Source organism: Flavisolibacter tropicus (genome assembly GCF_001644645.1).
Classification (GTDB): domain Bacteria; phylum Bacteroidota; class Bacteroidia; order Chitinophagales; family Chitinophagaceae; genus Flavisolibacter; species Flavisolibacter tropicus.
In genome coordinates, this window is sequence record NZ_CP011390.1 from 2,252,642 (window position 1) to 2,268,106 (window position 15,465).

Consider the following 15,465-nt stretch of genomic DNA (forward strand, 5'->3'; position numbering starts at 1 on the left):
CACGAGCATGAAGCAAATTCCCAATCTCTTTACACTTCTGAACTTGGTGTTTGGCTGTATAGCCATCGTAATGATCTTACAAACGGGAGAAACGATAGTTGTAATGGACGATGGTGGTGCTACACAAGTAATGCTGCCAGAAAGAATTACCTGGGGTGCCTTATTCATTTTTGCAGCTGCCGTAGTTGATTTTCTGGATGGTTTCCTGGCCCGACTGATGAAAGCCCAATCCGCTATGGGAGAACAACTGGACTCTTTAAGTGATATGGTGAGCTTTGGCGTAGCGCCTAGCATGATCTTATATCAATTACTGCGTATCAGTTTTGCGCAGGAGGAAAATGGACTAGATGTATCGATCGCTGCCTTATTACCGGCATTTCTTTTCGCAGGTGCGGTTGCCTGGCGCCTGGCCAAGTTTAATATCAGCACTACGCAGAAGTACAATTTTGAAGGTGTACCCTCTCCTGCTGCTGGTTTAGTAGTAGCCTCATTGCCCCTGATAATTTTATACAACAAGTTCAATATTCAGGCTCTGTTTATTAATAAATGGTTGCTGTATGCTACAATCCTGTTATTAGCTTACCTGATGGTAAGCAAGGCTCCCTTTATGGCTTTGAAGTTTAAAGATTACTCATTCAAAAACAACCAGTTAAAGTATTTGCTGGTAATCATCGGTATTGTTGCAGCCGTTACTTTACAGTGGTTGGCGGTACCAGTTGTTTTTATAGTTTATGCCATTGTATCGCAGGTAACGAAAGAGCCTAAAACCCTTTCTACACCTTCACATTCCTGACAAATCGATTTTCTAGTTTTTCAAACGGCAGGCATTTCTTAGGTTTGCGCATAAATTTTCCGCAATGAAGTTCACAGTACAAGTAAAAGTGATGCCGTTGAAAGAATTGTTAGACCCTCAAGGTAAAGCTGTCATGAGTGGCTTGGCCAATTTGGGCATCAAACAGGTAGAAGACGTACGCCTGGGTAAGAATATCACTTTACAGGTAGAAGCAGCTTCTGCTGACGAAGCAAAACAAATTGCTGAAGACGCGAGCAAGAAGTTGTTAGCCAACCCGGTAATGGAATATTTTGAAGTAGCTGTTATCTAAAAGGTGAATGATCAGTGGTGAATGGCCACTACATTAAAACATAATTCTCAAATTATAGAAACGGGAAGTAATTAATTATTCATTATTAATTACTCTTTCTCTTATGCAGCACAACGAAACGGATAAAGAAAGCTCAAACCCAAGTTCCCCCTTTAGGGGGACTGGGGGCGGCCTATACATAGTCCCTACCCCACTGGGCAATTTAAAAGACGTTACTATCCGTTCCCTGGAAGTGCTGCAAGCTGTGGATTTTATCTTGTGCGAGGACACACGCACCTCTTCTAAGTTCTTATCGCACTATAATATTCAAAAACCGCTTTCGCCCTACCACCAGCATAACGAACACAAGGTGGTACAACACCTTGCAGAACAAATACAGGCTGGCAAAAACATAGCCCTGATCACTGATGCTGGTACGCCTGGAATATCTGATCCGGCGTTTTTACTGGTAAGAGAATGTGCCAAGTTGAATCTTAAAGTAGAAACTCTACCTGGTGCAACTGCCTTTGTTCCTGCTTTAGTGAACAGCGGCATACCTACCAACCGCTTTGCTTTTGAAGGCTTTCTACCACTAAAAAAGGGCCGCCATACACTGCTTACCCAACTTGCTACAGAAGAACGCACGCTTGTATTTTATGAATCGCCTATGCGGCTGGTAAAAACGCTGGCAGACTTCATCCAATACTTTGGTTCCGATCGCCCTTGTAGCGTAAGCCGCGAACTCACCAAGATGTTTGAAGAAAATGCTCGTGGTACGTTACAAGAAGTACACGATCATTTTAAAAGCAAAACCGTTAAGGGTGAGATCGTGATAGTAGTGCAGGGGAAAGAATAAGGATAAACAGGCAACATTGGCATCTAGACAACCCGCGCAATACGAATGTATGTTCTAAACTAAGCACTAGAATTAGCAAGTATGGAATTCCTTCTATTTATTATGCTTATCGGTCTAGTAATTTATTTCTTTTTGGGAAAGGATACAGAACATGCATTAAAACAACACGGCATTAGGACTACTGGCATTATCATCTACAATAAAGAGTCTGCTTCGAAAAGTATGTATAGATTAGGAGGAAATATCAATCATCCCACAATAAAATTCATCACAGAAACGGGAGAAGAAGTTGTCGGTCAACCTATCAGTGGTTTTATCTCCCAGTACGAAGTTCTCGTTCCAAGCCAAGTCAAGATTATTTATGACAAAAGGGTTCCCAAAAGGTTTTGTATTGATGCCAATTAATGGATGAGGATGCTAGGTCAGAGATGCTATTAGACTGATGGCTAATGTTATGTAATTATAAATCTCCCGCTCAGGCGCATGTTCCCACATGCCCCCATTATGCCTAGCTTATTGTAACCAAGCATTTGCCTAAAGCAAATCGTTTTACCTCATCCGTTAGTATCAATCCTTTATAGATGGGCCTGACCAAGGCGTAAAATTTGATAGAATTACTTGTGTAAACATCAAAGTTTTAAAACTCATGTATGTTTTGGGATAAACCTACCACTGTTTGCTTGCTGATCTTTTCCCTTGCCTGTAACAACAGTAACAATAACACAGCTGCTGAAAATCAAAAACTAGACTCTTCAGCAAGTGCTGAATCCAAAATTGTAAATGATTCAATTACGCTGCCTATGCCCGATACTACGAAATCAGTATCAAAACGTAGTACAGTGATTGGATGGAAAGAGAACAAGATGCCAATGGCCCCTCAGGGCTTCCAGGTAAGCAAATTTGCAGAAAACCTTCAACACCCCCGCTGGATCTATATAGCCGGTAATGGTGATGTATTTGTATCACAGGCTGATAAAGATAAAAGCCCCAATAACATTTTACTATTTCGAGATGCCAATAATGACGGTGTACCTGAAAGTCAAACTGTTTTTTTAAAGAACATGAACATGCCTTTTGGCATGCTGATACTGGGCAATAAGTTTTATGTGGCCAATACAGATGCCCTGCTTGTTTATGATTACACTCCAGGAGCAGCATCCATTACATCAGCAGGCAAGAAAATCGCTTCCTACCCAGGGGGCCCTAGACACTGGACAAGAAATATTATTGCTTCTAAAAACGGAGATAAAATTTATATCGGAGTGGGTAGCAGTAGTAATATAGGTGAAAATGGAATGGATAAAGAAGTTAACAGAGCTTGTATTATAGAAGTAAATAGGGATGGCAGCGGCGAAAAGATATATGCCAGTGGATTGCGTAATCCTGTAGGTATGGATTGGGCACCAGGAACCAATCAATTATGGACAGCCGTAAATGAGCGGGATGAACTAGGTGATGATGTACCACCCGACTACCTGACGGCAGTGAAAGAAGGCGGCTTTTACGGATGGCCCTATGCGTATTTTGGTCAGCATGAAGATCCACGCTTAAAAGGACAAAAGCCAGACCTGGTACAAAAAACAATAAAGCCGGACGTTATTCTAGGTCCGCATACAGCTTCATTAGGTCTTACATTTTACACTCAGAACAACTTCCCTGAACATTATCGGGGTGGTGCTTTTATAGGTCAGCATGGCTCTTGGAACCGTTCTAAATTCTCTGGGTATAAAGTAGTGTTTGTTCCCTTTTCAGGCGGTAAACCATCTGGCAAGCCTGAAGATTTTTTAACCGGTTTTATTGCCAATGAAGAAAAGTCTGAAGTATATGGCCGTCCTGTTGGTGTGGCCGTTTTAAATGATGGCTCATTACTAGTGGCTGATGATGGAGGAAGAATCATTTGGCGAGTACATTATACTGGGAAATAAAGGCTATGCAAAAGCGAGTAGGAATCAATAAAAAAATAGTAACCATTGTGTTACTGGCTGGCTCCATTTCCAGCTGCCGATTTTATTTTGATACAACTACAGATGCACTTACCATTGATGAAACATCCAGGTCGCTGGAAAATGGGAAAAACCTTGCATATAATGTTTGTGGCAGCTGCCATTACGACCCCAAGGTTAATCGCTTTATTGGCAAACCATTAAATGATCTCCCTAAGATTGGCGGCAAGCTCTATTCTGCCAACCTCACCCATTCCAGTGCGCATGGCAGACCTGGTCAATATAGCGACGCAGAACTTTTTTATCTCCTAAAAACAGGAATTTCCAAAAATGGAAAGTTCATGCCATTTATGATGCGCCCCATGATGGCCGACGATGATATAAAAGATATTATAGCGTACCTGCGATCCAACGACCCTGCTGTTGCAGCCTACGATACCTCTGTTGGGAAAACCCATATCAACTTCATTGGGAAAACAGGAATACGTTTTTTGACAAAGCCCCAACCCTATCATAAAGGAGTAACGGCTCCCGACAAAAAAGATTCGATTAGCAATGGACGTTACCTTGTGGGTGTTATTGCCTGCTATCATTGCCACTCAAAAAAAGTAAAAGGTCTTGATTACTTGGAACCAGAAAAATCAAAGGGATACCTTCAAGGCGGCATCAAGTTAAAAACGCCTGAAGGCAAAAAACTACGTACCCCCAATCTGACACCAGATCAGGAAACCGGGATAGGCAGTTTTAGTATTGTAGATTTTACAAATGCAATTAAAGAAGGTGTTGACCCATCTGGAGGAAAGCTTAGTCCACCTATGCCCAAATTCAAGCATTTAACAGAAAGTCAGGTGCATGCTATCTATAGCTACATGAAATCATTACCGCCGGTTCATCATAAAATATCTAAATAATTTTCAACTACCAGTTGTGGAATTGCTCTAGGATATCATCTTTCTGCAAGACAAGCCTTGGCATGCTTCTCACGTGACACTTTCATTACTTTATTATCATACCGATGAATAAAAGGCAAAGCAGATTACTCATTTCAAGAATGCCAGGCACTTATCGTCTCGCTCTTTTTGTCGTCTTATTTGTTGAGGGGCTCTTTACTACCACTTTGGTAGCACCTTTTACATATGGCAAGGGGTTCACCCAGCTTCCGCCTTTCTTTACTCCAAAGTGCAAGTGTGATGGAGTGGTGCGAGCATTGCCGGTGTTACCAACGGTGCCAATTACCTGGCCTTTGCGCACCCACTGGCCTTGTTTCACAAATTGCTTATCTAAATGCGCATAATAAGCCGACCATGTGTTTTTGGGTGATTTCAACCAAAGTGTCTTTCCTCCAAAGCCCCCATTATCGCGATCAGAAATTACGCCATCACAAACAGCCACCACTGGCGTTCCCTTCCGGGCATGTATGTCAATACCTTTGTGCTTTCGTATACCCCCAGCCCGACTAGCTCCCCACTTGTCCTTGATTACACTTCGATTTCCTGCAACTGGAAAGACCAAAGCACTACTAATAGATGTTGAATAAGGCTTTACAGAAGGGCGTGAAACAAAGGAAAAGGAAATTGTGGCAATAGCCACAAAAACCAGCAAAAGGTTCTTCATCGGCTATGGTGTTTCTTACATAACACACTATTGCCTCCAATATTTTATAGCAACTGCTAAGGAAATCTTAATTCACTCATTACGTTTTTCCCAAATATCTCTGCCATAATGCTTGCCTTTACCCTCTTTATGCCTTTAGATTGACCGCCTCAATCAGACCATTCACTCCATAATGTGGGTAATTCATACAAGTAAAACTACCAGTCAGTCAAAAACTATTGTACCACTGACAATGACAACAAACTTTATAGTCCACAACCAAAACTAAATGTTTGCTTTATGAGTAAACTATCCTTACTCCTATGCGGGCTTTGCCTTGCGCTATTTTGCCATGGTCAGTCAGGATTAAATATTACAGGCGCGTCCTCATTTTCTATAAAGGCAAATACAACAGTTATCATTGATGGATTGACACTAACCCCATCAGCACTATACACAATATCCAGCACAAATAATTTAAAACGTACAGCTACACTATCACACCCTTCAATTACACCATCCATTAATAGATCATTTCAATGGAATACAACATTGACCGCCTTTACTGGCAACATTGGATTTTATTATAATGAGGCTGAGCTAAACGGACTAGCAGAACCAGATCTCACACTGAATGTGCATGATGGTAGCCAATGGCAAGCTTACACAGTTGGGGTTATAAGAAATACGACCACCAATTTAGTTACTACTCCTGTTACTAATATTTTCTTGAATGAAATAAGCCTGGCAGCGGAAGTCCACCCGCTTCCATTAAAATGGGGTCATGTAACAGCTACTAGAGAAAAAGAAACAGCTCGTATAAACTGGGAAACCTATAATGAATTTGAAGTAAGCTTCTTCACCATTGAACGCAGTATCGATGGCTTGCACTGGTATACTATTGAGAATCAAATACCCGCCATAAATAAACCAGGCTTACACCCATACTACTTTTATGATAATACGATATCTAACAGTAAAACCTTCTATCGCATTAAACAAGTAGATAACAACTTGCAGTATAGCTATTCGCCGGTTGTTCAAGTAGCAGCGGTGCCTTACCAGATAGCAATTTCAATCTTTCCTAATCCTGCCACTCAACAAGTTTTCATACAAAGCAAAGACAAGTTGATAAAGACCATACATGTTTACAGCGCCAATGGTCAATTGCTTTTAACGACAAATGTACTTTCTATAACCCAACATACTTTACCGTTAGAAGCATTTTCAAAAGGCGCTTATACAATACAGGTAACATACACGGATAACACGACATCATCTGTTTCATTTTTAAAAAACTAAAACCAAACAACTACTTAAACGATCTCCATTTGATTATGATAAAACAATTTTTCTGTATAGGGCTGTTAATTGCATTTACACAGTTACAGGCTCAAGTGGGTATAGGCACTTCTACTCCCCACAATAGTGCTCAACTAGAAGTTACGTCCATTGATAAAGGCCTATTGATACCACGCATGACGGCATCTCAGCGTACGGCCATAGTTTCACCAGCTACCGGGTTGCTAATTTATCAAACCGACAACCCAGCAGGGTTTTACTTTCATAATGGTACGGCCTGGGTACAACTGGGCATTAACAACGGATGGAGCCTTACAGGAAATGCAGCTACAACAACATCAAACTTCATTGGCACCACAGATTGGCAGCCACTGATTTTCAGAGCCGGCAATAACTTAGTAGGCCAACTTTATCCTGCAGGTGACAATACATCCTTTGGACAGTTGGCACTAAAAGCAAGTACTGGCAAATACAATACGGCAATGGGTACATCCAGCTTAGAATACAATACTTCAGGAACATCTAACACCGCTACCGGTGAAGCTTCTCTCCGAATGAATGCTTCAGGAAGCTTCAATGTTGCCAATGGTTTAAATGCCCTCTATACCAATACGGCTGGAAACTATAATACAGCAATGGGGTTTCATGCGCTTTATTTTACTGCCACTACTTCTGGTAATACGGCGGTAGGCTCCGAAGCCCTATATAGCAATAAAGCAGATGCCAATACAGGTCTTGGCTACCTCGCCCTTTTTTCAAATGCAAATGGCGCCAACAACACCGCAGTTGGTTATCAAGCGCTTTTCTCCAGCACCAACCGGGGGCAGAATACCGCTGTAGGTAGTACTGCCCTTAAATCTAATACCATTGGCGAGTTGTCAACTGCTGTTGGTTCTGGTGCATTGTTAACAAACACAGACGGCACAAAGAATACTGCCGTTGGAGCAGCAGCTGATGTTTTATCCAGCAGCCTAACCAATGCTACAGCTATTGGCTATGGGGCTATTGTTGATGCCAGCCATAAAGTACGTATTGGTAACGCAAGTGTTACCTCTATCGGTGGCCAAGTGGGTTGGACCACATTTTCCGATGGCCGCTTTAAAGATGATATTAAAGAAGATGTACCCGGCCTATCATTTATAAAACGTTTACGCCCAGTCACCTATACCGTAAATAAAAATAAACTTGCTACTCATTTTGGACAGCACTCTGATAACATCAACTCAACCCCAAAAAGGAACTATCGCGAAACAGGCTTCATTGCACAGGAGGTTGAAAAGGCAGCAAAAGAACTCCACTATGACTTCAATGGCGTGGATATTCCGTCAAACGATTCTGCTCTTTATGGCATCCGTTATAGTGAATTTGTAATGCCACTGGTAAAAGCCGTACAGGAACAACAGCAAATGATTGAGGTATTGCAACAGGAAAACAAGACCTATAAAGAACAGTTAAAAAGCATAGAAGATCGATTAAAAAAACTGGAAGCAATTATTCACAAATAAGCAGAAACAGCAGCAATAGGGCTTCTCGCGTGAGGCTTACCTTTTATCCACAACGCAGAGTGTAGCATACTTTTTGAACATTTGGCGCCGTTATAAAAACCAAATAAGATTTATGAGACGAAAAAGTATACTGACTGCTGTTGTAATGATGTTATTATTTACCACAACAAAAGCACAACTAAGAGAAGTACCTGATGTAGTAGAACAAGCATTTGCAAAGCAGTATGCCGGTGCCCGTGACATTGATTTTAAAGACCACCTACTAAACGTAAAGGTGCACTTTAACCTGAAAGATGACAAGATGATAGCCACGTATACCAATAAAGGCGTGTGGAAGGAATCGGAAAAAGAATGGATGTTTGACCATTTTAGTGCAGATGTAAAAGACGGCTTTGAAAAAAGCAAATATGCCAATTGGAACATTACAGAAGCAGCCATACTTTACCGTCCAAACAATTTAGAACTCTATCGCGTGCGGGTTGTTAAGAACGAAGTGCAAAAAAAGTACTTGGTATTCAATCCTAAAGGTCGCTTGCTGGAAGAATCAATAACGCTCTAACAAGACAAGTAATATAACTTCCTTAAAGACAAAGCCCTCTGTATAGAGGGCTTTGTCTTTTCAAACTGTACAATTGTTTTTTCTCGTAACGCCGATTTAACGACATTTACAGCTAAGAGATGAAAGAGAAAAAGGAGACAAAGAGGAATTTCTCTTTATCTCTTTCCACTCTTTTACCTCTTAGCAATTGACCCCTATTTAAAAGAAGAAGCACAAAAAATGAAACATCTCTTTTTCTCTTTTTTACTATTAGGAGCTCTAAGCGCTTCAGCACAGCCCGACCGTTGGCAACAACGCGTTAAGTACACAATGAAAGTAGACATGGATGTACAGAGCAACCAGTTTACTGGCAAACAAAAACTAGAATACTGGAACAACTCGCCCGACACATTAAAAAGGGTGTTTTATCATTTGTACTGGAATGCATTTCAGCCCAATAGCATGATGGATGTACGCAGCCGCCGTCAAGGAACCATTGTATTGCGCCAGGATAGAAATGGCCGCGATATTGTGGATTGGGATGGCCGTGTGCAAGACCGTATTGCCAACCTTTCCAAAGAAAATATAGGCTACCAAAAGATCCTAACATTAAAAATGGACGGTCGCCCACAAAAGTTCAACTACCATGAAACCATTCTGGAAGTAGTACTGGACCGCCCTATTCTACCCAAGAGCAAAGTAACCTTTGATATGGATTGGGAAGGTCAGGTGCCTGAGCAGATCCGCCGCTCCGGACGTGACAACCCCTCAACCGGCGTTCGCTATACTATGACACAGTGGTATCCGAAGATGTCAGAATATGATTATGAAGGCTGGCATCCTACGCCTTACGTAGCACGTGAGTTTTATGGCGTTTGGGGTGACTATGATGTTACCATCAAGATCGACAAGAGTTACGTATTGGGTGGCTCTGGCAATCTGCAAAATCCTAATAGCGTAGGTTATGGCTACGAAGAGAAAGGTGCTAAAGTAACACGCCCTGCCGGCGACAAACTAACCTGGCACTTCAATGCCCCTAATGTGCATGATTTTGCCTGGGCTGCAGATCCTGAGTACAAACATATCAGCCGGAAAGCAATAGATGGTATTACCATCAACGTATTGTATAACGGTAAGCCTACACAGGAGGCATTTGACAACCTGAGCCCGGCAGCTAAAGCCGATTATAAAAACGACTACAATAATTACGTAGCGGGTTGGGACGCCCAATGGGAAGCCGTTGCTGATGCAGCTGTAACTGTTTATCCCTTTATTAAAGCACACTTTGGTGCTTATCCTTATAAGCAATACTCTTTTATTCATGGTGGTGATGGCGGTATGGAATACCCCAACTGTACTATGATTGTTGGCCCAGGACTCGGTACCGCTTTCCATGAGTGGATGCATACCTGGTATCAAATGATGCTGGGCACAAACGAATCATTATATCCCTGGATGGATGAAGGCTTTACTGAGTATGCTACCAACCTGGTAGAGGAATATTATCGCCAGCAAGTAGTTCGCAAAAACCTGGCAAATAATCCTACAGCTTTACGCAGGTCAGATTCAACGTTCCAGAACTCCTTACCATTATATCAAGCGCCCAATTATGGTGGCTATCTGGCATTAGCCAAAAGCGGCAAAGAAGAACCACTGACCACACATGCCGATCATTACAATACTAACTATGCTTATACCAACGCTGCCTACAATAAAGGAGCTGTATTCATGGAACAGTTAGGATACATTATTGGTGCACCTGCACGTGATAGAGTATTACTAGACTACTACCGTCAATGGCATTTTAAGCATCCAAACGTAAACGACTTCATGCGTATTGCTGAAAAACAAAGCAATATGCAGTTGGATTGGTACCGCATGTATTGGGTAAATACAACTAAGAAGATTGATTATGGCATTGATAGTTTATATGAGCAAAATGGTGCTACAAATATCCGTTTACGTCGTGTAAATGAAATGCCTATGCCAATAGATGTAAAGGTGACCTTTAAAGATGGTACCAGCGAATGGCATTACATACCTATGTATTTAATGTTTGGCGCAAAGCCAGCTGAAGAAGGTCAGTCTCCACGCACGGTTTATGAATCCTGGAAATGGACACATCCTACCTACGAGATTCAAACCAAGCGTAAACTATCTGACATTACAACTGTTGAAATCGATCCATCACAGCGCATGGCCGATATTGATAGAAAGAATAATAAGCTGGAATTGAAGTGGTAGAGGGACGGCCCTCCTAAATCCTCCCGAAGGGAGGACTTAGCTGCCACACATACCCTCAGATACAAACAGTACTACATAACAAAAAGCACTCCCTCAGTGGAGTGCTTTTTGTTTTATAAAGCTAATTGCAAATAATAATACTTGTTGCTAAGCAGGCCTTGTGCCATGGGTCTCCCCCCTTCGAGGAGGCCGGGAGGGGCCGCTCAAACCCTCGGCTTCCACTTCACTTCTTCTGCCTTCAGCAAATGCCCTGCATACCGGGCAACCACAAACAAATAATCACTCAGACGGTTCAGGTATTTCAATACTAAGGCTTCAATTTCTAACTCTTCCTGCTGCATCGCTACACAAAGTCGCTCCGCTCGCCGGCATACACAGCGGGCTACATGAGCAAATGAAACGGCAGGAGCACCGCCAGGCAATATGAAGGAACGCATGGGTTCCAGTATTTCATTCATGCGGTCAATCTCTTTTTCTAAAAATTCCACATCACTCTCGTGTAGGTCTGGGATCTTAAGCTTGGGTTCTTTATCTGGATCACAAGCCAATGAGGAACCAACGGTAAAAAGACGATCCTGTACTTCTTTCAATGTTTGTTTAGTAGCACTATCCGTGAGATGATCACTCACTACTCCTACCCAGGAATTCAATTCGTCTACCGTACCATATGTTTCAATACGAATATGACTTTTTGTAACCTTAGTGCCACCTATAAGAGAAGTTGTTCCCTTATCGCCAGTCTTAGTATAAATCTTTGCCATAATATTCCAGTTGTAAAAATTGAGAAGAAGGAGTTACACGATTACAGACAATTCTCTACGCTTATCCGTTTCAATAACACCGTCGCGCAGCCGTATAATACGGTGTGCATGTTTGGCTATATCTTCTTCATGGGTTACCAATACTACGGTATTACCTGTAGAATGGATCTTTCCAAATATATCCATGATCTCATATGAGGTCTTAGTATCAAGGTTACCTGTAGGCTCGTCTGCCAATATTATCGAAGGGTTGTTCACTAAGGCCCTGGCAATGGCTACCCGCTGGTTTTGTCCGCCACTCATCTCATTCGGCTTATGATGACTACGATCAGCCAAATTCACCTTTTCCAAAACGGCCATTGCACGCTCCATCCGCAGCTTTTTAGGTACACCGGCGTAAACCAGTGGCAGAGCTACATTTTCAGCAGCGGTAAGGCGAGGCAGCAGGTTAAACTGTTGGAAAACAAACCCAATTTCTTTATTACGTACATCCGCCAGATCATTGTCTTCCATTTTACTGACGTCTTGACCATTCAGAATATAATTGCCTGCGGTAGGCGTATCCAAGCATCCCAATATGTTCATGAGCGTGCTTTTACCAGAACCTGATGGTCCCATCAATGCCACGTAATCTCCCCTTTTGATAGATAATGAAATGCCTTTTAGCACCTCAATGACTTGTTTGCCGAGATAGTAATTTTTACGTATGTCGTGTAATTCAATTATGCCTTGCATGTTGATGGGTTGCTTCTTCAAATATAAGTATTCAACTCTTGGTCAAAGCAGTAAAAACCGAGCCCTTTATTGTAAACGTATCCTTATATTAATTGTAGCTGACAATAATGGCTCACTGGCAGTACCTTATTTCATAAATTGAAAGGTAATAACGACAATGACCAAAAACAATGTACAAAGGCCTCCCATAAAAAAATAATCAGCTACGTCTTCAAGTCGGCGACTTTTTAGTTCCTTATGGGACTTTATAGAAAGAAACGACAAAATGCTACTGACCATAAATGCTAAGGCTGCTACTGATACGACTTCATCAATTATAGTTTTCCCACTTACATCAAGCAATCGAATAGACGTAAGTACTAAGAAACACAACCCTAATAAATTAGACGATGTGTTTAATATATGAGGAGACGTTTGGTTTGAATCATTGTTGTTCATGGGAGGCCAGCTTTGACTGGATTTGATTTAGCAGATCCATTTGTTTTTGCTGAATTTCATATAGTGTTTTCATTTGCTCTTGTAGCAATAGATCAATCTTTTGGTGCAGACTTCTAATCTCCAATTCAGCCTTCATATTTACCATATAGTCATTTTGTGCCCGTTGCCGATCCTTTTCTTCCTGTCGGTTTTGACTCATCATAATGATCGGGGCTTGCAAGGCCGCAATACAAGACAATACCAGGTTCATCAAAATAAAAGGATAGGGATCAAAACGCTCATTATTCGGCAATAATGAATTATACACGATCCATGCTACAAGTATCAGCAAAAAGGTAATAATGAAAGTCCAGCTTCCTCCGAAACGAGCTACTTTATCAGAAATCGTTTGACCGGGAGTAAGAATTTCTTGTGGTGGGTGCAAAAGGTTTTCAACAATCGACTCTTCATCTTGCATGGATTGCTTAATGATATCATGCAGTTTGTGCAACTGTTCTTTCTCGGCTTTAAAGAGATGGTCTATTTCTTCCTTTTTCATTAGCTGAAAAGTTTAATAAGAGCGGTTCTTTAAAAATACACAACTTTCTAAAGCGTTCAGCTATGATACGCGCTCGTCGCTAACACGTCGCTCTCCTACTTGCTGTCGCCACATGGCATAGTAAAGCCCTTTCTGGTTGATCAGATCATAGTGTGTCCCTATTTCTACTACCTTGCCGCGCTCCAATACATAAATCACATCGGCATGCATGATAGTGGACAAACGGTGGGCTATCAGTATGGTCATTTGTTCCCGGCTAGCCGAAACCTGGCGAATCGTATTAGTAATGTCTTCTTCTGTAAGAGAGTCTAAAGCAGATGTTGCTTCATCAAAAATCAGTAGCCGTGGATGGCGCAAAAGTGCTCTAGCGATAGAAATGCGTTGCTTTTCACCACCAGACAGCTTCATACCATTTTCCCCTAGCATGGTATCAATACCATGTGAAGAGCGGGCTAACAGTTGCTGTGTAGAAGCATGATTCAAGGCTTGCAAGATATCTTCATCAGTAGCGTCAGGCTTTACAAAGAGCAAGTTCTCTTTAATGGTACCGGCATACAATTGTGTGTCTTGCGTAACAAAGCCAATCTGTCTCCGTAATTGATTATATCGTATGTCAGAAAACAATTCATTATTGAAATAAATAGCCCCGCTTACCGGCTTATATAGTCCCACCAATAACTTCACCAGCGTTGATTTTCCTGAGCCAGAAGGCCCCACAAAAGCAATAGTCTCACCGGCCTTAACCTTAAAGGATATTCCATCAATTGCATTATGGTTAGCCGTTTTATGCCGAAAGACAACGTTCTCAAATTGAAGACTGTTCAACTCTCCAATCTCCACAGGATTCTCAGGCCGTTCTTCGATAGGCTTATGCATTAGTGTATCAAAACTGTGAATTGATGCTTCCACTTCCCGGTATTGAAGAATAATATTACCAAGGTCTTGCAGCGGTCCAAAAATGCCAGTAGAAATAAACTGCATGGTTATCAATTCACCGGTAGTCAACACATTTCTGAATATTAGCCAGAGCAAAATAAATAGGATCGATTGCCGTAGCAGGTTCAGTGTGGTTCCTTGAAGGAAAGAGAGTGTACGCACTTTGCGCACTTTTACCATTTCCAGATCAAAAATCTTCTGTGTTTGCTCGCGCAAGCGGCGTATCTCTGGGAATGTAAGTCCAAGACTTTTTACCAGCTCTATATTCCGCAGACTTTCGGTAATAACACCAGACATTTTATTGGTTTCCCGGTTTATGGAACGCTGCACGGTTTTAATGCGTTTGGAGAGCAAGCCGGTAAGTGAACCCAGGACTAAAATACCAACAACAAATACAGGGATCAGCAACCAGTTTTTGGTAATGCTATACCAAATTAGAAACCCAATACCGACAATAGAAGAAAAGAGAACGTTGATAAAGGAGGAAACAAAGCGTTCTGTATCGGTTTTTACTTTTTGTAAAATGGACAAAGTTTCACCACTGCGACTCTCTTCAAACTCCTGAAAAGATAAACGCAATGTTTGTCGAAGACCATCATTAAAGATCTGCATACCAAACCTTGCTACTGCCAAGCGGGTAGTATAATCTTGAAATGCCTTTGCCAACCTTGCCAGTAGGGCAATGCCAATAGCTACACCTAACCAAAGTAGTACACCGTTGATGAGCTCTTCTTGCGGCCTGCTATGAGCATTAGTAGCATAGTCATCTATGATCTTCCCGAATATTATGGGGTCAATTAAACTTAATAATTGAGCTGCTGCAGCTAGTAGTAAGGAATAGAAAATTAGGGTTCGTTGTGGTTGTAGATACTTCCATAAAATATACATGGAAAGTAGGCATCAAAAAACAGACCGATGAGGAGGATTAGCTGATTAGCTTATGTGAAAATTTGCTAGTGATAGCTGCGAGCTGTGAGAAGGAAAGGAATAATGA

15 protein-coding genes are annotated in these 15,465 nt (G+C 41.7%); 10 read left to right on the forward strand and 5 right to left on the reverse strand.

What is annotated here, in order from left to right:
- Positions 1 to 7 precede the first annotated feature (7 nt).
- From SY85_RS09415 to SY85_RS09440, 6 genes are all read left to right on the forward strand, one after another.
- Positions 8 to 793, forward strand: a complete 786-nt coding sequence (locus SY85_RS09415) for a CDP-alcohol phosphatidyltransferase family protein (protein ID WP_066403886.1) — start codon at positions 8 to 10, stop codon at positions 791 to 793.
- Positions 794 to 857: 64 nt separating this feature from the next.
- The gene (purS, locus tag SY85_RS09420; RefSeq protein ID WP_066403887.1) at positions 858 to 1,103 is read left to right on the forward strand and encodes a phosphoribosylformylglycinamidine synthase subunit PurS; all 246 of its coding nucleotides are present in this window, start codon (positions 858 to 860) and stop codon (positions 1,101 to 1,103) included.
- 103 nt (positions 1,104 to 1,206) lie between these two features.
- Positions 1,207 to 1,938: a 16S rRNA (cytidine(1402)-2'-O)-methyltransferase gene (gene rsmI / locus SY85_RS09425; RefSeq protein WP_082886352.1), complete on the forward strand. Its 732-nt coding sequence runs from the start codon at positions 1,207 to 1,209 to the stop codon at positions 1,936 to 1,938.
- Between the two features lie 81 nt (positions 1,939 to 2,019).
- Positions 2,020 to 2,343 carry a DUF3592 domain-containing protein gene (locus SY85_RS09430; protein WP_066403889.1) on the forward strand — a complete coding sequence of 108 codons (324 nt, stop codon included), beginning with the start codon at positions 2,020 to 2,022 and terminating at the stop codon, positions 2,341 to 2,343.
- A gap of 245 nt (positions 2,344 to 2,588) precedes the next feature.
- On the forward strand, positions 2,589 to 3,863 hold the full coding sequence (locus SY85_RS09435) for a PQQ-dependent sugar dehydrogenase (protein WP_066403891.1): 1,275 nt from the start codon (positions 2,589 to 2,591) through the stop codon (positions 3,861 to 3,863).
- Between the two features lie 5 nt (positions 3,864 to 3,868).
- Positions 3,869 to 4,792 (forward strand): c-type cytochrome, encoded by a 924-nt coding sequence (locus tag SY85_RS09440; RefSeq protein WP_066403894.1) that lies wholly within the window; start codon positions 3,869 to 3,871, stop codon positions 4,790 to 4,792.
- Between the two features lie 151 nt (positions 4,793 to 4,943).
- On the opposite strand, the gene SY85_RS09445 is transcribed toward SY85_RS09440, so the two are convergent.
- On the reverse strand, positions 4,944 to 5,495 hold the full coding sequence (locus SY85_RS09445) for a M23 family metallopeptidase (protein WP_066403898.1): 552 nt from the start codon (positions 5,493 to 5,495) through the stop codon (positions 4,944 to 4,946).
- 279 nt (positions 5,496 to 5,774) lie between these two features.
- On the opposite strand from SY85_RS09445, the gene SY85_RS09450 reads away from it, so the two are divergent.
- The 4 genes from SY85_RS09450 (at position 5,775) to SY85_RS09465 (ending at position 11,063) form a co-directional block, all read left to right on the forward strand.
- Positions 5,775 to 6,776: a T9SS type A sorting domain-containing protein gene (locus SY85_RS09450; RefSeq protein ID WP_082886353.1), complete on the forward strand. Its 1,002-nt coding sequence runs from the start codon at positions 5,775 to 5,777 to the stop codon at positions 6,774 to 6,776.
- Between the two features lie 35 nt (positions 6,777 to 6,811).
- A complete protein-coding gene (locus SY85_RS09455; RefSeq protein ID WP_066403902.1) occupies positions 6,812 to 8,281 on the forward strand; it encodes a tail fiber domain-containing protein in 1,470 nt (489 codons plus the stop codon).
- 112 nt (positions 8,282 to 8,393) lie between these two features.
- A complete protein-coding gene (locus tag SY85_RS09460) occupies positions 8,394 to 8,840 on the forward strand; it encodes a hypothetical protein (protein WP_066403905.1) in 447 nt (148 codons plus the stop codon).
- A gap of 219 nt (positions 8,841 to 9,059) precedes the next feature.
- Positions 9,060 to 11,063, forward strand: coding sequence for a M1 family metallopeptidase (locus tag SY85_RS09465; RefSeq protein ID WP_066403907.1), 2,004 nt, complete (start codon positions 9,060 to 9,062; stop codon positions 11,061 to 11,063).
- Positions 11,064 to 11,266: 203 nt separating this feature from the next.
- On the opposite strand, the gene SY85_RS09470 is transcribed toward SY85_RS09465, so the two are convergent.
- The 4 genes from SY85_RS09470 to SY85_RS09490 all read right to left on the reverse strand — a co-directional run bounded on the left by SY85_RS09470 (position 11,267) and on the right by SY85_RS09490 (position 15,359).
- Entirely contained in the window at positions 11,267 to 11,824 is a 558-nt protein-coding gene (locus SY85_RS09470) for a cob(I)yrinic acid a,c-diamide adenosyltransferase (protein ID WP_066403908.1), read from the reverse strand.
- Between the two features lie 33 nt (positions 11,825 to 11,857).
- Positions 11,858 to 12,559, reverse strand: a complete 702-nt coding sequence (locus tag SY85_RS09475) for an ABC transporter ATP-binding protein (RefSeq protein ID WP_066403909.1) — start codon at positions 12,557 to 12,559, stop codon at positions 11,858 to 11,860.
- A gap of 424 nt (positions 12,560 to 12,983) precedes the next feature.
- Positions 12,984 to 13,535, reverse strand: a complete 552-nt coding sequence (locus SY85_RS09485) for a DUF1003 domain-containing protein (RefSeq protein WP_066403916.1) — start codon at positions 13,533 to 13,535, stop codon at positions 12,984 to 12,986.
- Positions 13,536 to 13,595: 60 nt separating this feature from the next.
- Positions 13,596 to 15,359 carry an ABC transporter ATP-binding protein gene (locus SY85_RS09490; protein WP_066403917.1) on the reverse strand — a complete coding sequence of 588 codons (1,764 nt, stop codon included), beginning with the start codon at positions 15,357 to 15,359 and terminating at the stop codon, positions 13,596 to 13,598.
- Between the last annotated feature and the right edge of the window lie 106 nt (positions 15,360 to 15,465).